Genomic DNA, 20,690 nt, shown 5'->3' with positions numbered 1-20,690 from the left:
ACAGGGCGAGGGGCTCTGCCCCTCGCGCTCCCCGGGATATTTCCGGCAGGATGAGGACCGGTCAGATCCAGACGGCGCGGAAGTCGGTCCTGTAGCCCGCATCGGTGATGCCGGTGCCGGTTGCCGTCAGCGCGCCGAGACGGCCCAGTTCGTCCCCGCATTTCGCGGCAGCGCCGTTGCCGCCTGTCAGGATCGTGACGTTCGCGCCCGCGCTGTCGATGTAGGGAAAGCCGGTCTCGGTCCACGTGACCGCGCACGGGCCGTAGCTGGTACCCTTGGCGCGATGGGTCGGCAGGACGCGGCGAAATTCTTCGAGAAGGCGCGCCCCGACATCCGCATCGCCCGTCCCGTGGAACCAGTCGCGCATCTCGTCCGCCGAGCCGATGGTCGGCCCGTCCTTCTGGCCTCCGACCTTCATCCGCCAGACCCCGTCGGGATAGCGGATCGGAGGCAGCGCGTAGAGATCGTGATCCCAGTCAGGGCCGGGCACCCAGATCAGGGTTGGGAGCTGGAGGAGGTCGCGCGCCTGATCTTCGTCGAGTTCGATGAAGGCGACTGTCCGGGCCCAGACGGTCATGGCAGGGCGGGCCGGAAGGAGGCCGTCGCTTGCTGCGTGAGGACCCGTGGCGACGACGACATGGCCAGCCGAAAGGCGCGTGCCGTCGGCAAGCGTGATATCGGTTTCGTCGCGGGATACCGCCGCCTGTGGGTAGAGCGCCGCCCCGGCCCTGCAAGCGCCCCCGATCTGGGCGCGGGCCATCGCGCGGGGGTCGATCCAGCCGCCCCCCGTTTCCAGCGCCGTGACGGATCCGGCGGGCAGGTGCCACCCCGTTTCGGCCGGGTCGTTCAGGATCGAGGCATCCTCGACGAAGGGAACCATCTCCAGAAAGGCCTCGGTGAACCCGGCGAGCGGCCCCGCCCGCAAGCCGGCCATCGCGGCGCCCGTCCGGGTGAAAATCCGTTCCCCCGACGCCTCCTCAAGGCTCTGGTAGCGAGACATCGAGGCCGCGCTGAGCAGGGACCAGTCGTCGTGGTGGGAGAGATGCCGGGTGATCCGGCCCGCATCGTAATGGCTGCCGAAGGGGCCATCCGCCACGGACGCCGGTTCCGGGGCGGCAACCAGGGCTACCGAGTGGCCGCCCCGGGCGAGATAGCGCGCGCAGGGGGCGCCCATCATGCCGCCGCCGACCACGATGAAGTCGAACCGCTCCACGTGCGGGTCCGGGCGGCCTAGCCTGCGCCGACGGTCGCGTCTTCGCGCAGGACGTCGAGCATGCGCGCCACGTTATCGGGATCCGCATCCGGCGTGATTCCGTGGCCGAGGTTGAAGATATGCGGACCGTTCGAGAACGCGTCGCGGATGCGTCGGATCTCTGCGTCCATGTCAGGCCCCCCGCTGACCATGTGGCGGGAGGCGAGGTTGCCCTGCACGCAGCCGCCGGTCTGGACGTGCGCGGCCGCCCATTCCGCCATCACGCCGTCATCGAGGGCGATGCAGTCGGCGCCGATCTCTGCGTGCAGGCCCTCGTACTTCTCGCCTGCCCCGCGGGGGAAGGCGATGACGGGCAAGCCCGGATGGCGCGTCTTGAGCTCGGACGTGATCCGGCGTGCGGGCGCGACTGCGTAGTGCGCGAAGTCATCGCCCGTCAGCGATCCGGCCCAACTATCGAAGATCTTCACGACCTCCGCGCCGGCCTGAACCTGCCGGTCGAGATATTCGACGGTCGCGTCGGTCAGAAGGTCGATCAGCGCCTCGAACGTCCCGCGATCCTCCTCCTTCAGCGCGTGGGCCGGGCCTTGGTCGGGCGTGCCGCGGCCCGCGATCATGTAGGTCGCGACCGTCCAGGGCGCGCCCGCGAAGCCAATCAGCGCGACATTCTCCGGCAGGGCCGAGGCGAGGTTGGAGACCGTGCCGTAGACCGGCGCAAGCGTGTCATGGATGTCGTCCTTGCCGCCGAGCCTGGCCAGATCGTCGGCGGACGTGATCGTGGAAAGGCGAGGCCCCTCTCCGGTCACGAACCAAAGATCGGCGCCCAGGGCCTGCGGTACCAGCAGGATGTCCGCGAACAGGATCGCGGCGTCGAAAGCGTAGCGGCGGATCGGCTGAAGCGTGACCTCGGTGGCGAGGTCGGGATTGTAGCACAGGCTGAGGAAGTCGCCCGCCTGCTCGCGCGTGGCGCGGTATTCCGGCAGGTAGCGCCCGGCCTGCCGCATCATCCAGGCGGGGGGCACGGGCAGACGCTCTCCGGCGAGGGCGCGAAGCAGGGGTTTGGTCATCTGGCCTCCGATCGGGTCTGGACAGGGTGTGGGGACCTCTGGTCAGAGTGTCAATCGCGGGGCATGTGTCAATCCCGCCTGACAGACGGACCGATCCATGCGCAAGCCCACCCCCGCCTCTCCGTTTCGCATCGGCACCCGGGGATCCCCGCTCGCGCTGGCCCAGGCACACGAGACCCGTGCCCGGCTTATGGAGGCGTGGGATCTGGTCGAAGAGGCGTTCGAGATCGTCGTCATCAAGACGACGGGGGACCGCGTACTCGACCGCCCGCTGAAGGAGATCGGGGGCAAGGGGCTTTTCACACGCGAGATCGAGGAGGCGCTTCTGGACGGCTCGCTCGATATCGCCGTGCATTCCACCAAGGACATGCCGACGCTTCAGCCAGACGGGTTGGTGCTGGACACGTTCCTGCCGCGCGAGGACGTACGCGATGCTTTCGTCACGCTGGACGGGCGGGGGTTCGGCGATCTGGCCGAGGGCACGGTGGTGGGGACATCGTCGCTGCGCAGGCGTGCGCAGCTCGCCCAGCGGCGCCCCGATCTCAAGGTTGTCGAGTTCAGGGGCAACGTGCAGACGCGGATGGCCAAGTTGCGCGACGGCGTGGCCGAGGCGACCTTTCTGGCCATGGCGGGGCTGAACCGGCTCGGCATGGAGGACGTGCCGCGAACGGCCGTGGAGACGTCCGACATGCTGCCCGCCGTGGCGCAGGGCGCCATCGGGATCGAACGGCGCGTCGACGACAGCCGGGCCGCAGAGATGCTCGAGGCGATCCACCACCGGGACACCGGGCTGCGGATCGCGTGCGAGCGGGCATTCCTGCGCAAGGTCGACGGATCCTGCGAGACGCCGATTGCCGGACTGGCGGATCTGGAGGGAGGAAAGATCGCTTTCCGATGCGAGATCCTGCGGCCCGACGGGTCCGACGTTCTGACCGAAGCGGGCGAGGCCGGTGCTTCGGACGGGCCGGCCCTGGGCATGGAACTCGGGGCGAAACTGCTGGACCGGGCGCCGGCCGGCTTTTTCGACTGGCGCGCCGAGGTCTAGGGCCGCCGCCGCTCGCCGACGGTTGCGCGCTTGCGGCAGGTCCAGCCGGCAGAAACCCATTGTTTCCGAATCCGTGCTTGCGGATTAAGCAACCCGCGAGGCACGTTGCGACCAGCGGTGGGGGCCGCAACACTGGACGCCGCCTGCCCGATGACCGCCTATCAGCGCCCGCCGACCTCTTTCGCCCCTGTGACGCCCGCTCGCCTGGTCGAGCCAGAGCAGGTCACCTACGATTTCAGTTGGCTCGATGCGCAGGGCGCGGACAAGTGGAAGACCCTCACGCTTCCTGCCCATGACGTGATCGAGGGCGCGGTGACGCTGTTCGCCCGCGGCACGCCCATCGACACGCCGCGCGGGCAATCCGCCGTCGAGGATCTCCTGCCCGGGGATCGGGTGTTGACCCCGGAAGGCAGCGCCACGGTTCGCTGGGTCGGATCGAGGTGTTTCCCGGCGACCGCCCCGATCCGTCCGACGCTGTTCCGCATCGGCTCGTCGGCTTTCGGGCGGGATCGCCCCGTCGGCGATGTCGTCCTGGGAGGGTCCGCCCGCATCCTGATCCAGTCGGATCGCTGCCGGACCCTCGTCGGCCAGGATGCGGCCTTCGCGCCGATCGCGGCCTTCGAAGACGCGCTCGGCGTGATCGCCCTGATGCCGCCCGGGGACGTGACGACCTATGGCATCGCCTGTGACGGGCAGGCGGCCGTCATGATCGACGGGATGGCCGTCGAGGCCTGGCACCCGGCGCGGGACATGATGCGGCGCGTGACGCCCGCCATGCTGGACGCGCTGCGGCAACTAATACCGCCGCTTGCCGAAGACGGTTTTGGCTCGGCACGCATCCCCTATCTGAGCGATGTCGAGGCGCAGACGCTGCGGTTGCTCTGAGGCACGCGCGGCGCGCGCGGATCGACCCCGTCGTCGCGGCGTCCTTCAGGCTTCGACAGCGAGGCGATCTTCCAGCACGTCGAACGGGACGCCCGGTTCGTCCTTCGCCCCCCGGATGACCAGCGACGTCTTTACGCTGGCCACGTTCTCGGCGGACGTCAGTTGACCGGTCAGGAATGACTGGAACGTGGACAGGTCGGGTGCGACGCATTTCAGGATGAAGTCGATCTCGCCGTTCAGCATGTGGCACTCGCGCACGAGCGGCCATTCGCGGGCTTGCGCCTCGAAGGCCGACAGGTCGCTCTCGGCCTGGCGGTTCAGGCTGACCATGGCGAAGACCTGGACCTCGAACCCCAATGCGCGGGCGTCCACATCGGCATGATAGCCCCGGATCAGCCCCGCCTCTTCCAGCGCACGCACCCGGCGGAGGCACGGCGGAGCAGAGATCCCGACGCGGCGGGCCAATTCGACATTCGTCATCCGCCCGTCTGCCTGAAGTTCGGCGAGGATCTGGCGGTCGATCGGGTCGAGTTTGGCGAGGGGCATCCACATGTTCCGTTCAGCGCAGGTCTTCGATAATTGTCACGCTGGCTATCTGAGCGCAACAAAATTTCTCGGAGGCGTAATTAAGTTTCCGCGTGATTACCTTCCGGAGGATGCCTACGCGTGTGACCGACAGACTGTGCGCGGATCTCCTGTGCGATGGCCGCAGCAGGTCGAGAGCCGTCCCTCACATACAAGCCGGCATATCTTGTGGAGAACGCCGCCTGATCCGCGAAATCGGGTGGCGATGACTTGACCGCGGCCGTCCGCGCCGTCCAAATCGCCTGAACGCAAGGCAGGGGGCAGCCGGTGCGCTTCACGCGACTCAGGCTACACGGCTTCAAGAGCTTCGTGGATCCGACCGATCTGGTGATCGCGGACGGGCTGACGGGCGTGGTCGGCCCCAATGGCTGCGGCAAGTCGAACCTTCTGGAAGCCTTGCGCTGGGTCATGGGTGAGAACCGCCCGACCGCGATGCGCGGCGGTGGAATGGAGGACGTCATCTTCGCCGGCGCGGCAAGCCGCCCGGCCCGCAACTTCGCGGAGGTGACGCTGGCGCTGGACAATGCGGACCGGACCGCGCCTGCCGCTTTCAACGACGCCGACGCGCTTGATGTGGTGCGCCGGATCACGCGGGATGCGGGCAGCGCCTACAAGCTGAACGGCAAGGATGTCAGGGCGCGCGACGTGCAGATGCTGTTCGCGGACGCCTCGACGGGCGCGCATTCGCCCGCTCTGGTGCGGCAGGGCCAGATCAGCGAATTGATCAACGCCAAGCCGCAGCGTCGGCGTCGGATCCTCGAAGAGGCAGCCGGGATCAGCGGGCTTTATGCGCGCCGCCACGAGGCGGAGTTGAAACTGAACGGAGCCGAGACGAACCTCGCGCGGGTCGATGACGTGATCGAGCAGCTTGCGGCGCAACTCGCGTCGCTGGCCCGCCAGGCCCGTCAGGCCGCACGGTACCGCGAGATCGGAGAGGCGCTCCGCCGCGCCGAAGGTCTTCTGCTTTATGCGCGCTGGCGCGAGGCGGATGCGGCGCGCGCGGCGGCGGATGCGGCCCTGCGGAACGCTGCGACCGGAGCCGCGAGCGCCGAGCGTGAGGCCGTCGCGGCGGGCCGCGCACGTGGCGCCGCCGAGGAGGCGATGCCACCGCTCCGGGAGGAGGAGGCCGTCGCCGGTGCGGTCCTGCAACGCTTGCAGGTCGCCCGCGACACGCTGGAAGAGCGCGAGACCCGGGCGCGGTCGACGATCGAGGCTCTGGAAGCCCGCGCCCGGCAACTCGATGCCGATGCGGAGCGCGAGGAGATACTGGGCCGGGATGCCGCCGAGAGCATCGCGCGTCTGACCGCCGAAACCGAATCGCTGGAGCAGGCCGGATCGGGCGAGGGCGAGGAACTGGCGACCGCACAGGCCGAAGCGCACGAAGCCGCCCGTATCCTGCAAGACCGCGAGGAAGAGCTGGCTCAGCTCACGGAGGACATGGCCCGCCTGTCGGCCCGTCACCAATCCGCGAACCGCATGGCCGAAGACGCGCAAGCGCGTGTCACGCGCGTCGAGGCGGAGCGTGAGCGTGCCGAGGCGCAGGCCGCGATTGCCCGCCGGACGCTGGCGGAGGCCGACGCCGCTCAGGAAGCCGCTCAGGCGGAGCGGACCGAGGCACAGGCCGGAGCGACGGAGGCCGAGGCGGCCCTGGAGGCGGCCGAGGCCGCACGCGAGACCGCGCAGGAAGAGGAGGGCCGCGCCCGCACCCAGCGTGCCGAGGCGGAGGGCGCCGCCTCGACGCTTCGCGCCGAGGTGGGGGCCTTGGCCAACCTTCTGTCCCGGGACGATGGCGAGGGCGAACCGCTTCTGGACAGGTTGACGGTGTCGCCCGGCTACGAAGCGGCGCTCGGGGCCGCCGTCGGCGAGGATCTGCGTGTCTCCGAAGCCGACCGGGAGGCGGAGACCGGGTGGGTGACCCTCGCCCCCTATGACCGGCCGCAGCCGCTGCCAGACGGGATCGAGGCGCTGGCACCTCAGGTCGAGGCCCCCGACGTTCTGGCCCGCCGTCTGGGACAGATCGGGCTGATCGACCCCGAGGAAGCGGCGCAGATGCAGCCCCGCCTTCTGCCGGGGCAAGTGCTGGTCTCGACCGATGGGGATCTGTGGCGCTGGGACGGCTATCGCGCCTCGGCAGAAGCCGCTCCTTCGGCAGCGGCCTTGCGGCTCCAGCAGGTGAACCGGTTGTCTTCCCTGAGACGGGATCTCGAGGAAGCCGAAAGTCGCGCCGACGGGACCCGCGCCGCGCACGAGGCCTTGTCCAAGACGCTGGAACGGCGGCGCGCGGCCGAGGCCGCGCCTCGGGACAGGTTGCGCGCCGCCGACCGGGCCGCGACCGAAGCGGGGCGCAAGCTTGCCCGCCTTGAAGGCGAGCGCGGGCTTGCCGCCTCAAAGCTCGAGACGGCGCAGATGGCGACGGGTCGGCTGGATGCCGACGGGCTGGAGGCCAAGGAGGCGGCGCGCGAGGCACAGGCGGCCCTGCGCGACTTGCCACCGCTCGAGGGCGCGCGGGCCGCGTTGGAGACGATGCGCCAGACCGTCGAGGCCGCGCGCATGGCGATGATGTCCCGCCGCGCACAAGCCGACGAGATCAAGCGGGAGGCCGAAGCGCGCGCCAAGCGCCTCGCCACCGTGACGCGCGAGCTTTCGGATTGGACGGGCCGTCGAGAGAACGCGGGCAACCGCACGAGAGAGCTGTCCGATCGTCGCGAGGCGACGGCGACCGAATTGAAAGCCGCCCGAGCGGTGCCGGAACAGGTCGCGGCCGAGGCGGCGAAGCTGCATGACGAATTGGAGAGGGCGACCACGCGCCGGAAGGCGGCGGCGGATGCCTTGGCCGAGGGCGAGACGGCCCTGCGCGAGGCGCAATTGGCCGAACGCGATGCAGAGCGGGCCGCGGGCGAGGCGCGTGAAGGCCGCGCCGCCGCGCAGGCCCGTCTGGAGGCTGCCGACGAGAGCCTCCAGACGGCCGTCGACCGGATCCGCGAGGCGATGGAAATCACGCCCGAACGATTGCTCGAGTCCCTCGACGAAGTGCCGGATGACTTGCCCGTCGACCGCCTTGAGGCCGATGTCGCCCGCCTGAAGCGCCAGCGCGACGCCTTGGGCGCGGTCAATCTGCGGGCCGAGGAGGACGCCAAGGAAGTGTCGGCCGAGCACGATAATCTCGTTGCCGAGAAGGCCGATCTCGAAGCGGCCATCGCCGAGTTGCGGGCCGGCATCGCGGCCCTGAACAAGGAGGGGCGGCAGCGTCTTATGGATGCGTTCGGGACGGTGAACGCGAACTTCTCGCTGCTCTTCCGGCATCTCTTTCAAGGCGGCGAGGCGCGGCTGGAACTGGTGGAGTCGGACGACCCGCTGGAGGCGGGGCTTGAAATCATGTGCCAACCGCCCGGCAAGAAGCTGTCGACCTTGTCGCTCTTGTCCGGAGGGGAGCAGACGCTGACGGCGCTGGCCCTCATCTTCGCCGTTTTCCTCGCGAACCCGGCGCCGATCTGTGTGCTCGACGAGGTAGATGCGCCGTTGGACGATGCGAACGTCACGAGGTTCTGCGACATGCTGGACGAGATGACGCGCCGGACCGACACGCGGTTCCTGATCATCACGCACCACGCCGTGACGATGGCGCGGATGGACCGCCTTTTCGGGGTGACGATGGTCGAACAGGGGGTGAGCCAGCTTGTCAGCGTGGACCTGAAGAAGGCCGAAGCGCTGGTGGCCTGAGCCGCCCGCGCTAGCTTCGCCATATGACCCGGCTCGCCATAGACTCCCGCATGACCTACGAGATGGCGGCGCCCTGCGACTGCCTGTTGCAGATCGAGGTCGCCCACGCGGAAGGGCAGGACATTCTTTCCGAAAGCCTCTCCACCACGCCGGTGGACGGATTCGTCAGGATCGCCGCCGAGGGCGGCGTGGGCACCCGGGCCTGGATGGGGGCCGCAGGACAACTCGGCATCACCCACCTGGCCGAGGTAGAGGTGACGCGCCCTGACCGGGATCTCCGGGGTCTTCCCCCGACCGACCCTCGCGCCCTGCCAGCCGAGGTGACATCCTATCTGATGCCGTCCCGCTACGCCGTCTCGGACCTTTTCGAGGGGCTGATGGACGACAAGTTCGCCGATCTGGTAGGCGGTGCGCTTGCGGTCGCCATCCGGGACTGGATCGAAGCCAACTTCGCCTACATTCCCGGCGCGAGCGGCCCCACCACGACGGCCTACGAGACGTTCATGTCGCGCAGGGGCGTCTGTCGGGATTACGCTCATGTCTTCATCGCGCTCGCACGCGCGGCATCGCTCCCGGCGCGGATGGCCAGCGTCTATGCGCCTGACGTCGATCCTCCGGATTTCCACGCGGTCGCGCAGGTCTGGCTGGACGGGGCGTGGCATTTCATCGACCCGACCGGGATGGCCAAGCCGTCGAACATGGCGCTGATCGGGGTGGGGCGGGACGCCGCCGATGTCTCATTCCTGACCGTGATCGGCGCGGCGGCCCTGATCGAGCAGAGTGTGTCGGTCCGCCGCCTCGGCCCAGCCTAGATCGCAAGCGCCGCCAAGAAGAAGAGCACATGCGGAGCCGCTTCCCAAATGGCGACGCAGAGCAGGGCGGCCAGCCAGGTGCGCCAGAGGACGCGGACGGCCCCGTCGATCTCGGCCCTGCCGGGGTCTCGACGACCTTCGGGATGGACCCAGGGAAAGTCTCGCGGCGTGCCGTCGTAGCTGCGGGGTCCGGCCAGCGCCACATTCAGGGCCCGCGCCATCGCCGCCTCGGGCCAGCCCGCGTTGGGAGAGCGATGCAGCCGAGAGTCGGCCGAGAGCCCGGCCCCCGATGTCCGGGTCGACAGAAGGATGAACCCTGCCGTCAGCCGGGCCGGGATCCAGTTGAGAACGTCGTCCAGCCGGGCCGACGCCCAACCGAAATCGGCGTGACGCGGGGTGCGGTATCCGACCGTCGAGTCCGCGGTGTTCACCATCTTGTAGGCGGCCATCGCAGGCAGCCCCCCGACGGCGAACCAGAAGGCGGGGGCGATCACGCCGTCAGACAGGTTCTCCGCTGCGCTCTCGATCGCCGCCCTCGCGACCGCCTGTTCGTCCATATCGGCCGTGTCCCGCCCGACTATCATGGCGACCGCCTTGCGGCCTGCGGGCAAGCCGATGGCCAAGGCGCGGGCGACCGCGCGGACGTGTTCGACGAGGCTCCGCTGGGCCAGCAGGACCGCTGCGACCAGCAACTCAAGCGCCGGGTGTAAGGCGGCGAGCGTCCAACCGACGAAACCTGCGGTGCCCACGAGGATCGCGAGGGCCGCGATCCCCTTCCACCGCCGTGCGTCTGCGTGGTTCCAGCGCGCGTCCAGCGCCTCGACCGCGCGGCCCATCAGAACCGCCGGATGGGGCAGGCGCCGCCAGAGCCAGTCCGGCTCGCCCAGAAGGGCGTCGAGTAGAAGAGCCAGCGAAAGCGTCAAGCCGCCAGCGCAGTTTCAAGCCTCGACCAATCGTCGGGATCCGGCAGGCCAAGCCGCAGCAATGCGGGACTATGCGAGAAGGTCCGGCTCCAGATGCGCTGCCGGGCCAGCCTTTCCTGCCAGTCGGCCGCCGCCCCGAATCCGGGCACGGTGTAGGTTCGAAAGAGCGGGGTTCCCAGAACCTCGCGATGCATCCCCGCCCCGCACATCAGGTCGTCCAACCGGGCCGCGTCGCGGACGAGGCGGGTCCGCGTCTCTTCGGCCCAGGCCCGATCCTCCAGTGCTGCGGCGCCGATCGCGAGGGCGGGCCCCGAGACAGGCCATGGGCCCAGCGCCTCTGCCATCCGAGCCACGAGGCCCGGCGACCCGATCAGAAAGCCAAGCCGTAGCCCGGCGAGCCCCCAGAACTTGCCGAAGCTTTTCACGACGACGAAAGCCGGCGAACGCGTCGTCCAGACCAAGCTGTCCTTGGGGTCGACGCAATCCGCGAAACTCTCATCATAGATGGCGGTGAACCCTTCGTACGGGCCGTCGGTACAGGAGGCCGGGCCGAAGCTCGCACGGTCCGGTCCGGGGGCATAGATGCCGGTGGGGTTGTCCGGATGGACGGAGACCTCGGCATGCGGGATGCCGGCGTCGTGTTGCGTGGCGACATGCGGCTGCCAGCCGGACGCCAGGAAGGCCGCGCGCCATTCACCGTAGCTGTGAGGATCGACGACGAACTCGCCGGGACCCGGGATCAGGCCCGGCAGGCGCGCGATCAGTGCCGAAGCGCCGGGTGTGGGCAGGATCTCCGCCTCGCTCGGCACGTCCCAGAATTCGCGCGCGGCCCGGACCAGACGGTCATGCGCCGCCCGGTCAGGCAACGCGGTCCAGCAATACGGGTCCAGATCGGAAATCGGGTACGGCACAGGGTTGATGCCCGTAGACAGGTCGATCCACGCGTCGCGCGTCCCGCCCCATCGGTCGATGGCCGCGTCGAGGCCACCGCCATGCTCGCGCCCGCCGGACGGTTCAGTCATCGGGATCGGCCGACGCGTCGGGCAGGGGCGGATGGCGGGTCACGAAATGGCCGTTGATCGCCTCGGGCCAGTCTCGATACGCCACGATGCCAGTTTTCTCGCGTGCATGGAGCGACGCATATTCGACGATGCCGTCGGCCGCATCGGAGGTGGGATCGAACCCGCCCAACGTGTAGGCCATCTTTCCGTCCGCCTGCAGCGCGACGTTGCATGCCGACGAACAGCCCATCAGACAGGAATGCCGTCTGACAGTGATGCCGTCGAGACCGTCGGCCGCCCGCTCGATCAGCGATGCGAGGATCTCTCCGTCGGTCTGTCCGGACTCGGCGTTCCACCCTTCGCGCTTGCAGGTGTCGCAGACGGTGATTGTGGTCAACATGCACCTCTCCCCGGATCGCGCAGGCGTTAACGCACCTTGCCCGCGCGAGCGCAATGGGCGGTGTCTTGCCACACCTGCCGGTCTCCGGAATTGTTTAACCCTCGCTTAACCATGCGGCCCCAAAAAACGGATCGACAGCCTTCGGGCAATCGAGAGGGAGACTGCGATGAACGGCAAACCGCTTGTTCTGACCGTCGGGGTCAGCACAGCCATATCCGAGCGCTTGCGGGCGGAGCAGGGGCGGGAGATGGGGTTCGCCCTCTTCGAAGTTCACGATCAGGCCGGAGCGGTCGCGATCCTGCAGCAGATGCCTGTCGCGGTCATTGTCATCAATGTCGAGATGCGTGCCGGCAGCCCGCTGGCGGTTGCCGATTATGCGAATTACCGCCGCCCTCAGGCCCGGGTGCTGTGGGAGATGTCCAGATCCGGGGAGTTCGCGGACGGCTCGATCTTCGCTCACTCAGCGAACACGGCGGGCGCCATCACTCTGCGGATGCAGGCCGAGGACGTCCACGCCGTCGTATCGCACCATGTCAGGGCGGCCGCCTGAGGCCGCCCGATCGGTTCAGGCGGCGAGCCGGGTTTCCCCGCGCCCGTGGGGTTCGTCCCAGTCGATATCCGGTGCGATGGGTACGATCCGGTGGGGATTTATCGTCTCGTGGCTGAAATGGTAATGGCGGCGGATGTGATCGAAATTGACCGTCTCGGCGATGCCCGGAACGTGAAACAGCTCGCGCGTGTAGGGCCAGAGCCTCGGGTAATCGACCAGCCGTCTGCGGCTGCACTTGAAGTGACCGTGATAGACGGCGTCGAACCGGACGAGGGTCGTGAACAGGCGCCAATCGGCTTCGGTCACGACATCCCCGGCAAGATAACGCCTCTGGCCCAGCAGATCTTCCAGCCAGTCCAGACCGTCGAAGAGGTCGGTCACGGCTTCTTCGTAGGCGGATTGCGTGGTCGCGAAGCCGGACTTGTAGACGCCGTTATTGACCTGCTCGTAGACGCGGGCGTTCACCCGGTCGATTTCCTCGCGGAGCGGGGCGGGATAGAGGTCGATCGCGCCGGTCTTCAGGTGATCGAAAGCGGTATCGAGCATCCGGATGATCTCGGAGGACTCGTTCGACACGATGGTCTCCCGTTTCGTGTCCCACAGGATCGGAACGGTGACGCGCCCCGAGACATCGGGCTTGGCGCGGGTGTAGATGTCGCGAAGGAACGGGGATCCGTACAGGCGGTCGCCCGTCGCAGCCGGGTAGTTCGTCTCGAAGGTCCAGCCGTCACTCAGCATGTCCGGGTGGACGACCGAGACGTCGATCATCTCTTCCAGCCCTTCCAGCGTCCTCGCGATCAGGGTGCGGTGTGCCCAGGGACAGGCGAGCGAGACATAGAGATGATACCGCCCCGCCTCGGCCTCGAAGCCGCCATCTCCCGAAGGGCCGGCTGAGCCGTCCGCCGTGACCCAGTTCCGGAAGCTCGCGGTCGAGCGGACGAACTTCCCCCCGCTGGATTTCGTATCATACCAGTCGTCATGCCAGACGCCGTCGACAAGTTGGCCCATCGGAAGGTCCTCCATTCGGTCTGAAGGACAGATAACCGATGATGCCGCGATCGGTTACGCGCAAAGGCGCACAGGCGCAGTGCGGCTCAGCCGAAGGTGCCTGCGACACGCCCCAGGAGCATGAAGGCGCGCGCCGAGCGGGTCCGCGAAAGGGCGGCGAAATCCTCGTCATCCGCGCGCTCCACGAGATCCGCGAGCATCCGGTCGAACGCCATCAGGAAGCGATGGGCCGTCTCCCGGAATTCGGGATCGTCGCGCATCCGGGCCGAGGCGAGGGCAAGGGCGGATCGGTCGTGGATCGCCCCCATCTCGTTTGTCTCCGCCCCACGCGTCCCGTCGGCGAAGGCGCGCCAGATCGACGGATCCTGCGCGTCCATGTCGAAATCGTCCACGTAGATCCCGTCCTGCGACAGGAGCGTCAGGGCATCCTGCGCAGCCGACACAACCTGTGCGGTCGGTGGATGCCGCAGGGCCCGGCGGAGCACGTCGAACCCTTCGGTATCGTTCTCGTTGTCCGGAAAATGGAGTGCCCGAACCAGTTCGGCTGGCGTCAGCTCATCCTCTCGTGCCCCGGTCTCCAATGCGAGCGCGGGTTGCGGGGCCGGCATCGCAGAACGGGCCGGCGCAGCCTGCGCGGCAGGGCGCGCCTCGGTCGCGATCCGCGTCTCAAGCAGGGTGCGCAAGCGGTCGAGCCCGTCGAGCCGCGCAACCAGATCGGGTTGGGGCGTGTCCCGCGTCTCCAGATAGCTCATGCGGAGGTTGTCGACCGCGCGCCGTAACATGACCGTCTGCCCCCTCAACTCGCGCAGGCGACGCGTCGCGGAGATGACGAGAAGGCACAGGGCAAGGGGCAGCATCAGGCCGAGCAGCACGATCAGGATGACGATCGGATCGGCCCTCGCAATCCAGCTTCCCTCATCCGACGGGGCGAAGAGCACCCATCCCCCGATCACGAGCCAGAGCAGCGCCGCCCCGAGTGCCGCGGTTTCGATCGTTGCGCGGAAGTTCACTTGTAGGCGACCGCCGTGATTTCGTAGTCGCGGGTCCCTCCGGGCGTGCGCACCTCGACGGAATCGCCCTCTTCCTTGCCGATCAGGGCGCGGGCCAGCGGGGAGCGGATGTTGAGAAGACCGTTCTCGATATCGGCTTCGGGTTCGCCGACGATCTGATAGGTCTTCTCTTCTTCGGTATCCTCGTCGATCAGGGTGACCGTCGCGCCGAACTTGATGGTGTCACCCTGCATCTTGGCAGGGTCGATGACCTCCGCGAGAGAGATCAGCCCCTCAAGCTCCTTGATGCGCCCTTCGATGAAGCCCTGCTTCTCGCGGGCGGAATGGTACTCGGCATTCTCGGACAGGTCGCCGTGCTCGCGGGCCTCCGCGATCGCCTTGATGATGGCCGGCCGTTCTTCGGACTTGAGGTGCTTCAACTCCTTCTCCAGCGCGGCGATGCCGCGCGGGGTCATGGGGACCTTGTCCATGGATCTTCTCCCGCGGGGGAGCCATGCAAGGCCCCCGAACTCCTCGTTCGGGCAAGACTACCAGCGATGCGCGCGGGTGCAACAGCACCGGGGGACGGAGCTGTCGGACCGTGTCGCCGATCAGGCCGCCGGGAGCGGCGCTTCGCCGGCCACCATCCCCCGGTGAAGGACGCGGTCGCCGACGACGGCGGAATGGTCGCCCTTGTGCAGCGTGCAGCGATTGTCCCAGATCAGGATGTCGCCGGGTCGCCAGGCGTGCCGCCATTCGCGGGACGGATCGGTCGAGTGCTCGAAGAGGGTCGCGATCAGGTCGTCCGCCCGGCTCCCGTCGGCCAGTTCCAAAGCAACGCATCGCTCCGGGGTCGAGAGGAACAGCGCGGTGCGTCCCGATACGGGATGGCGCCGAAAGAGGGGATGCCAGCTCTCGGTCTCCTGCCCCTCACCGGGGTCGACCCCGGTCACGCGGTGCAGGACGCGCGCCCCCCTCAGCCGCAGCTTGAGATCTGGCGAAAGCCTCTCATAGGCGTCGAACTGGTTCGCAAAGACGGTTTCCCCGCCCTGGTCGGGGATCCGCTCCGCCTTGAGCGCGGTGAAGGCGGGCGGCTGGCGCACGTAGCTCGTATCCGTGTGGAAGACGCTGCGCGGTGGCTTGGTCCGACCGACATTGGAGACGAAATTCAAGCGCGGTTCGTGGTCGAGCGGAGTCTCCCCCGCGGTGAAGGTCATCTCACCGAGTTCTTCGAGAAAGTCGGCGAAGGCGGTGTCCGACAGGCCGGTCCCCTCGATCACGACGACCCCGGTCTCGCCGAGAGCCCGACGCACCTCCTCCGCGTCGAGACCGCACCGTGCGGCGTGCCAACTCATTCTGCGGCGACCGTATCCGGCAACACCCGCTCAAGCGGGTCGTCGACCATTTCGGCTGACCCGAAATCCTGTCCGGCGGTGTTCTCGTTCGGCCAGGCGAGGCAGGTGCACCCCGCCGCCAGCGCGGCCTTCGCTCCGTCTGGATTGTCCTCGACTGCGACGCAGTCTTCGGGTGCGACCGCCAGCATCGCGGAGGCCAGATGGTAGCAGTCGGGTGCGGGCTTGGGGGCGCTGACATCGCTGCGGGACAGGACCAGATCGAAATCCCCGGACGTCAGCCCGACAGCCCGCAGGATCGCGGCGACATTGCCCGGTGAGGTCGTGGTCACCAGCCCCACCGGGATCTCTGCTGCGCGGGCCTTCGTGATCAGGTCCACGATCCCGGGCCGCGAGGTGGCTTTTCCGTCGTCAAGATAGGACTGGAACAAATCAGACTTCGTCTGATGGACCGCCTCGGCATCGACCTCCACGCCATCGGCATCGGCCTGCCGCTGGATCCGGTCCTTGCCTCCGGCTTGGGTCAGCATCCCGCGATAGGTATCGCGGTCCCATTCCCACGGAAGGTCATGCTTGCGGAATGCCTCGTTGAAAGCACGGCGCTGAAGTTCGGATGTGTCGGAAAGGGTCCCGATAGACCCGAGGAGGAGAGCTTTCATGGCGCAGATATCCCTGCTGCAAGGCGATCGGACGTTCCATACGGAGTTTAGCGCGGCATGAAAGGCTTCAAGGGCTTAGCCCGTCTTCGATCGCGCGGCACGGGTGATCCATGGTCGCGCCGGTCTTTCCGGTTCGGCGCGATGGGGGCTCTCCGGGGCGTTGGGCAGAGGCCGCAGGCGCGGCCCGATGGTGGCGAGATGTCCGACAGCCGAAATGACAACTCGTTGCGATCCGGATTGCGGATTGGCTGCCGCTAGAAACGGCTTGCGATCCCGGCCTCGACCGTCCCGCTGATCGTGATCCCGGTGCGACGCTGTTCGGCGTCTTCGACCTCCGAGGGCGGAACCGGATCGCCATCGACACCGCATGCGGCGAGCATGAGCAAGAGCAGGACGGAACGGATCATGGCAGCACCTCGCGCCAGCGTTTCACCTGCGACCTTACGTTGTCTGGAGCCGTGCCGCCATAAGAGGTGCGGGACGCCACCGAGTTGTGAACGCCAAGGACGTCGAAAACGCCTTCGGTGATCGCGGGATGCGCGTCCTGCATCTCTTCCAGGGACAGGTCCGGCAGGTCGCAGCCCCTGGCTTCGGCTTTCGCCACCAGCGCGCCGGTGACGTGGTGCGCCTCGCGGAAGGGCAGGTCCGCCTCGCTCACAAGCCAGTCGGCGAGGTCCGTCGCCGTCGAGAATCCGGAGGAGGCGGCCGCCTCCAGCGCCTCTCGCTGGGGCGCCATGTCCGAGACCATGCCTGTCATCGCCGCCAGCGCCAGCATGAGCGAGTCCGCGGCGTCGAAGACCTGCTCCTTGTCTTCCTGCATGTCCTTGGAATAGGTCAGCGGAAGCCCCTTCATCACCGTAAACAACGCGACATTCGCCCCCAGAATGCGGCCCAGCTTGGCGCGCAGCAATTCCGCCGCGTCGGGGTTGCGCTTCTGCGGCATGATGCTGGACCCGGTCGACCAGCGATCCGAGAGCCGCACGAAGCGGAACTGCGCGCTGGACCAGATCACCAGCTCTTCGGCCAGCCGCGAGAGGTGCATCGCACAAATCGAGGCGGCGGACAGGAACTCCAGCGCGAAGTCGCGGTCGGAGACGGCGTCGAGCGAATTGGCCGCCGGCCGGTCGAAGCCCAAGGCCTTCGCCGTCATCTCGCGGTCGATGGGGAAGGATGTGCCCGCCAGGGCCGCCGTGCCGAGCGGGCATTCGTTCATTCGCGCGCGGGCATCCCGGAAACGCCCGAGATCGCGATGGAACATCTCCGCATAGGCCAGCATGTGGTGCCCCCAGGTCACGGGCTGCGCCGTCTGGAGGTGAGTGAAGCCCGGCATCACCCAGTCGGCCCCCGCCTCGGCCTGGTCCACCAATGCGGCGATGAGGCGGGGCAGGGCGTCGACGGCCGCATCGGCCTGGTCCCGGACCCACATGCGGAAGTCGAGCGCCACCTGATCGTTGCGCGACCGCGCCGTGTGGAGCCGGCCCGCCGGGGCGCCGATCAACTCGGTCAGGCGCGCCTCGACATTCATGTGGATGTCTTCCAGCGCGGTCGAGAACTGGAACGTTCCCGCCTCGATCTCTGACAAGACCGTGAGGAGGCCTTCCCGGATCGCCTCGGCATCCTTATCCGAGACGATACCCGTCGCCGCCAGCATGGCGGCATGGGCGCGGCTGCCCTCGATGTCCTGGCGCGCCATGCGGCGGTCGAAGCCGATAGAGGCGTTGATGGCCTCCATGATCGCGTCCGGCCCTTCCTGGAACCGGCCGCCCCACATTTGGTTGGATTGCTTGACCATGCGTATTCTCCTGTCCGTCGCCGCCTACACCGCCGCCCTCGCGCTCGCCACCCCCGCGGTGGCCGGGCAGGCGGAGGGACGCGCCGAAGCCGAGGCGCGCGGCGTCGAGATGGATTTCCCGGCGCCGTTCCCGCCCGAGGTGACGGCATACCAGACCTTCGAGGGCGAGGCGGCGGATCTGTCGGACCATGCGGGGCAGGTGGTCGTCCTGAACTTCTGGGCCACATGGTGCGCGCCATGCCGGGCCGAGATGCCGTCGCTGCAGACGTTGGACGAGACCGTGGACGGAGAGGGCATCGACGTCGTGACCATGGCATTCGGGCGCCACAACCCGGCCGCGATGAAGATGTTCTGGGAGGAGGCTGGCATAACCTCCCTGCCGCTCCATCGTGACGTTTCGACCGATCTGGCACGGGGGCTGGGCGTGAAGGGTCTGCCCCATACCGTTGTGCTGGGTGCTGACGGCCGGGTCATCGCGTCGAAGCAGGGCGAAGCCGATTGGGCATCGGAGGATATGCTGGCCGTGATCCGGGCTTTGGCGGACTAGGCGGCACTGGCGCCTCAGATCGCGGTATCGGGATAGAGGGGCCGGACCTGACCGGGGTCTTGAACGGAGCCTGTGCCCCTCCGATCTATCGCTCGGCGATGCAGCGGGGTTCATGCGCGCCCCGTGCCCTCGTCCCCGACACGATGTCCATGGATCTGATCCTGATCGGCGCGGGCCTGATCGCACTCCTGCTCGGCGGCGGCTGGCTCGTCTCGGGCGCAGTCGGTGTCGCACGGCATTTCGGCCTCTCCCCTCTCGTGATCGGCGTCACGCTCGTCGGGATGGGCACATCCCTGCCAGAGCTTCTGACGTCGCTGCGGGCTGCGTGGCAGGGGGCGTCGGGCATCGCCTTGGGCAACGTCGTCGGCTCGAACGTCGCCAATATCGCGCTTATCCTCGGGCTGGCCGCCCTTATCCGTCCGGTCGCCTTTCAGCGCGGGGATCTCCGGCGCGACGGCCTCGTTCTCATGGCGATCACGGTCGGGGCGGCGATCTGGGTCTGGTTCGACCAGGGGCTGAGCCGGATCGGTGGCCTGCTATTCCTTTCCGTTTTTGCAGGTTGGATGATCTGGCAACTTCGCTCCGGCGGCGCGCCGGAAGTCGAGGACAGCCCCGCGATGCCGATGGCGCGCGCGGTTCCCTTCGTTGCGCTGGGCCTCGTGGCGCTTGTCGCCGGGGCGGAGATGCTGGTCCGTGGCGCGATCGGTCTGGCCGAGGGGTTCGGCGTCTCAGAAGCGGTGATCGGACTGACCATCGTCGCCGTCGGCACCTCGCTGCCAGAACTCGCCACCAGCCTCGTCGCCGCGTGGAAAGGCCGGTCCGAAGTGGCCCTGGGCAACGTGCTGGGCTCGAACGTCTTCAACCTGCTGGCCATCCTGGGTGCGACCGGCGCGATCCTGCCCCTGACGGCACCCGGCCGGATCCTCTCGGTGGACTTGTGGGTCATGGCGGCGGTGACGGCGGCGCTGCTGATCTTCGCTCTGCCGGGCCGCCTGGGCCGGCCCGCGGGCGCGCTGCTGCTGGTCGGCTATGCCGGTTACATGGCGACCTTGGTGTAACGCCGCGCTGCGGCTATTGCGCTGCGGCGCGCAACGACGTATCGCCGACACAGCACCACACGCAATATCATTACCCGGAGAGCTCATGTCCTTCCGCATTCAGCCCACGCCGCCCGCCCGCCCGAATCGCTGCCAGCTCTTCGGTCCGGGCTCGAACGCCAAGCTGCTGGGCAAGATGGCGGCCAGCGAGGCGGACGTCGTCAATCTGGATCTCGAGGACAGCGTCGCACCGTCCGACAAGGATGCCGCGCGGGCCAACGTGATCGAGGCGCTGCGCGATCTGGATTGGGGCGCCAAGACCGTGAGCGTGCGGATCAACGCGCTGGACACGCCCTACTGGTATCGCGACGTGGTCGACCTGCTGGAGGCCGACACGCCGAGGCTGGACCAGATCATGATCCCGAAGGTGGGCTGCGCGGGCGACATCTACGCGGTCGATGCACTGGTCACTGCAGTCGAGACCGCCAAGGGACGCGACAAGAAGGTCGGTCTGGAGGTCATCATCGAATCTGCCGCCGGCCTCGCTCATGTCGAAGAGATCGCGGCCGCCTCGCCCCGAATGCAGGCCATGAGCCTGGGCGCGGCGGATTTCGCCGCCAGCATGGGGATGCAGACGACCGGCATCGGCGGCACGCAGGAAGACTACTACATGCTGCACGAGGGGCAGAGGCACTGGGCGGACCCCTGGCACTGGGCCCAGACGGCCATCGTCGCAGCCTGCCGGACCCACGGGCTTCTGCCGGTCGACGGGCCATTCGGCGACTTTTCGGACGATGAAGGCTACCGCGCCCAGGCTCGCCGTTCGGCGGTGCTGGGCATGGTCGGCAAATGGGCGATCCATCCCAAACAAATCGCTTTGGCCAACGAGGTCTTCACACCGTCCGAAGCCAAGGTCACCGAAGCCAGAGAGATCCTTGCCGCGATGGAAGAAGCGAAGGCCTCTGGGGCCGGAGCGGCGACCTACAAGGGACGCCTCGTCGACATCGCTTCGATGCGCCAGGCCGAGGTCATCGTGCGTCAAGCCGAGATGATCGAAGGTTAATCCGCTAGAATTGCTCTGAAAAGACGGGTTCGCATTAATCTGCGG

At 67.9% G+C, this 20,690-nt stretch carries 21 protein-coding genes; 8 read left to right on the top strand and 13 right to left on the bottom strand.

Translation table 11 applies throughout. The features are described from left to right. Positions 1-61: 61 nt before the first annotated feature. Complete coding sequence (locus jaqu_RS09095) at positions 62-1,213, bottom strand: NAD(P)/FAD-dependent oxidoreductase (protein WP_052500877.1); 1,152 nt, start codon at positions 1,211-1,213, stop codon at positions 62-64. A gap of 17 nt (positions 1,214-1,230) precedes the next feature. Further along, entirely contained in the window at positions 1,231-2,277 is a 1,047-nt protein-coding gene (hemE, locus tag jaqu_RS09090) for a uroporphyrinogen decarboxylase (protein WP_043918658.1), read from the bottom strand. A 97-nt stretch (positions 2,278-2,374) separates the two neighbouring features. Between hemE and hemC the strand changes: the two genes are divergently transcribed. Then, positions 2,375-3,322 carry a hydroxymethylbilane synthase gene (hemC, locus tag jaqu_RS09085; RefSeq protein ID WP_043918657.1) on the top strand — a complete coding sequence of 316 codons (948 nt, stop codon included), beginning with the start codon at positions 2,375-2,377 and terminating at the stop codon, positions 3,320-3,322. A 150-nt stretch (positions 3,323-3,472) separates the two neighbouring features. After that, positions 3,473-4,207, top strand: a complete 735-nt coding sequence (locus tag jaqu_RS20610) for a Hint domain-containing protein (protein WP_052500876.1) — start codon at positions 3,473-3,475, stop codon at positions 4,205-4,207. Between the two features lie 45 nt (positions 4,208-4,252). On the opposite strand, the gene jaqu_RS09075 is transcribed toward jaqu_RS20610, so the two are convergent. Next, positions 4,253-4,753 carry an Lrp/AsnC family transcriptional regulator gene (locus jaqu_RS09075; protein WP_043918656.1) on the bottom strand — a complete coding sequence of 167 codons (501 nt, stop codon included), beginning with the start codon at positions 4,751-4,753 and terminating at the stop codon, positions 4,253-4,255. Positions 4,754-5,059: 306 nt separating this feature from the next. Here jaqu_RS09075 and smc point away from each other — a divergent pair, with 306 nt between their 5' ends. Beyond that, complete coding sequence (gene smc, locus jaqu_RS09070) at positions 5,060-8,512, top strand: chromosome segregation protein SMC (RefSeq protein ID WP_043918655.1); 3,453 nt, start codon at positions 5,060-5,062, stop codon at positions 8,510-8,512. A gap of 23 nt (positions 8,513-8,535) precedes the next feature. Continuing rightward, the gene (locus jaqu_RS09065) at positions 8,536-9,324 is read left to right on the top strand and encodes a transglutaminase-like domain-containing protein (RefSeq protein ID WP_043918654.1); all 789 of its coding nucleotides are present in this window, start codon (positions 8,536-8,538) and stop codon (positions 9,322-9,324) included. Here jaqu_RS09065 and cbiB read toward each other — a convergent pair. Genes cbiB through jaqu_RS09050 form a run of 3 tightly spaced genes read right to left on the bottom strand, consistent with a single transcriptional unit; the run spans position 9,321 to position 11,648 of the window. After that, the gene (gene cbiB, locus jaqu_RS09060; protein ID WP_043918653.1) at positions 9,321-10,247 is read right to left on the bottom strand and encodes an adenosylcobinamide-phosphate synthase CbiB; all 927 of its coding nucleotides are present in this window, start codon (positions 10,245-10,247) and stop codon (positions 9,321-9,323) included. The genes jaqu_RS09065 and cbiB overlap by 4 nt on opposite strands. Next, a complete protein-coding gene (locus jaqu_RS09055) occupies positions 10,244-11,269 on the bottom strand; it encodes an aminotransferase class I/II-fold pyridoxal phosphate-dependent enzyme (protein WP_043918652.1) in 1,026 nt (341 codons plus the stop codon). The genes cbiB and jaqu_RS09055 overlap by 4 nt, the downstream gene beginning before the upstream one ends. Then, a complete protein-coding gene (locus tag jaqu_RS09050) occupies positions 11,262-11,648 on the bottom strand; it encodes a DUF1636 family protein (RefSeq protein ID WP_043918651.1) in 387 nt (128 codons plus the stop codon). Before jaqu_RS09050 ends, jaqu_RS09055 begins: the two co-directional genes overlap by 8 nt. Positions 11,649-11,814: 166 nt before the next feature. Between jaqu_RS09050 and jaqu_RS09045 the strand changes: the two genes are divergently transcribed. Next, a complete protein-coding gene (locus jaqu_RS09045; protein ID WP_052500875.1) occupies positions 11,815-12,198 on the top strand; it encodes a hypothetical protein in 384 nt (127 codons plus the stop codon). A gap of 15 nt (positions 12,199-12,213) precedes the next feature. Here jaqu_RS09045 and jaqu_RS09040 read toward each other — a convergent pair whose 3' ends face one another. The 7 genes from jaqu_RS09040 to argH all read right to left on the bottom strand — a co-directional run bounded on the left by jaqu_RS09040 (position 12,214) and on the right by argH (position 17,998). Next, positions 12,214-13,206 (bottom strand): glutathione S-transferase family protein, encoded by a 993-nt coding sequence (locus jaqu_RS09040; protein ID WP_043918650.1) that lies wholly within the window; start codon positions 13,204-13,206, stop codon positions 12,214-12,216. 86 nt (positions 13,207-13,292) lie between these two features. After that, entirely contained in the window at positions 13,293-14,216 is a 924-nt protein-coding gene (locus tag jaqu_RS09035) for a hypothetical protein (protein WP_043918649.1), read from the bottom strand. Then, positions 14,213-14,686, bottom strand: a complete 474-nt coding sequence (greA, locus tag jaqu_RS09030) for a transcription elongation factor GreA (RefSeq protein ID WP_043918648.1) — start codon at positions 14,684-14,686, stop codon at positions 14,213-14,215. Before greA ends, jaqu_RS09035 begins: the two co-directional genes overlap by 4 nt. A gap of 120 nt (positions 14,687-14,806) precedes the next feature. After that, positions 14,807-15,550, bottom strand: a complete 744-nt coding sequence (locus jaqu_RS09025; protein WP_043918647.1) for a TauD/TfdA dioxygenase family protein — start codon at positions 15,548-15,550, stop codon at positions 14,807-14,809. Next, a complete protein-coding gene (locus tag jaqu_RS09020; protein ID WP_043918646.1) occupies positions 15,547-16,206 on the bottom strand; it encodes an HAD family hydrolase in 660 nt (219 codons plus the stop codon). The genes jaqu_RS09025 and jaqu_RS09020 overlap by 4 nt, the downstream gene beginning before the upstream one ends. 254 nt (positions 16,207-16,460) lie before the next feature. Continuing rightward, positions 16,461-16,613 (bottom strand): argininosuccinate lyase, encoded by a 153-nt coding sequence (locus jaqu_RS21350; protein ID WP_141134320.1) that lies wholly within the window; start codon positions 16,611-16,613, stop codon positions 16,461-16,463. Further along, on the bottom strand, positions 16,610-17,998 hold the full coding sequence (gene argH, locus jaqu_RS09015; RefSeq protein WP_043918645.1) for an argininosuccinate lyase: 1,389 nt from the start codon (positions 17,996-17,998) through the stop codon (positions 16,610-16,612). The genes jaqu_RS21350 and argH overlap by 4 nt, the downstream gene beginning before the upstream one ends. Between argH and jaqu_RS09010 the strand changes: the two genes are divergently transcribed. From jaqu_RS09010 to jaqu_RS09000, 3 genes are all read left to right on the top strand, one after another. After that, the gene (locus tag jaqu_RS09010) at positions 17,997-18,545 is read left to right on the top strand and encodes a TlpA family protein disulfide reductase (protein ID WP_043918644.1); all 549 of its coding nucleotides are present in this window, start codon (positions 17,997-17,999) and stop codon (positions 18,543-18,545) included. The genes argH and jaqu_RS09010 overlap by 2 nt on opposite strands. Positions 18,546-18,643: 98 nt before the next feature. Then, positions 18,644-19,603, top strand: a complete 960-nt coding sequence (locus jaqu_RS09005; protein WP_316243063.1) for a calcium/sodium antiporter — start codon at positions 18,644-18,646, stop codon at positions 19,601-19,603. 85 nt (positions 19,604-19,688) lie between these two features. Next, positions 19,689-20,645 (top strand): L-malyl-CoA/beta-methylmalyl-CoA lyase, encoded by a 957-nt coding sequence (locus jaqu_RS09000; RefSeq protein WP_043918642.1) that lies wholly within the window; start codon positions 19,689-19,691, stop codon positions 20,643-20,645. Positions 20,646-20,690 lie beyond the last annotated feature (45 nt).

It is taken from the genome of Jannaschia aquimarina, assembly GCF_000877395.1.
Taxonomy (GTDB): Bacteria; Pseudomonadota; Alphaproteobacteria; order Rhodobacterales; family Rhodobacteraceae; genus Jannaschia; species Jannaschia aquimarina.
This window is presented reverse-complemented; position numbering and strand designations above follow the sequence as displayed.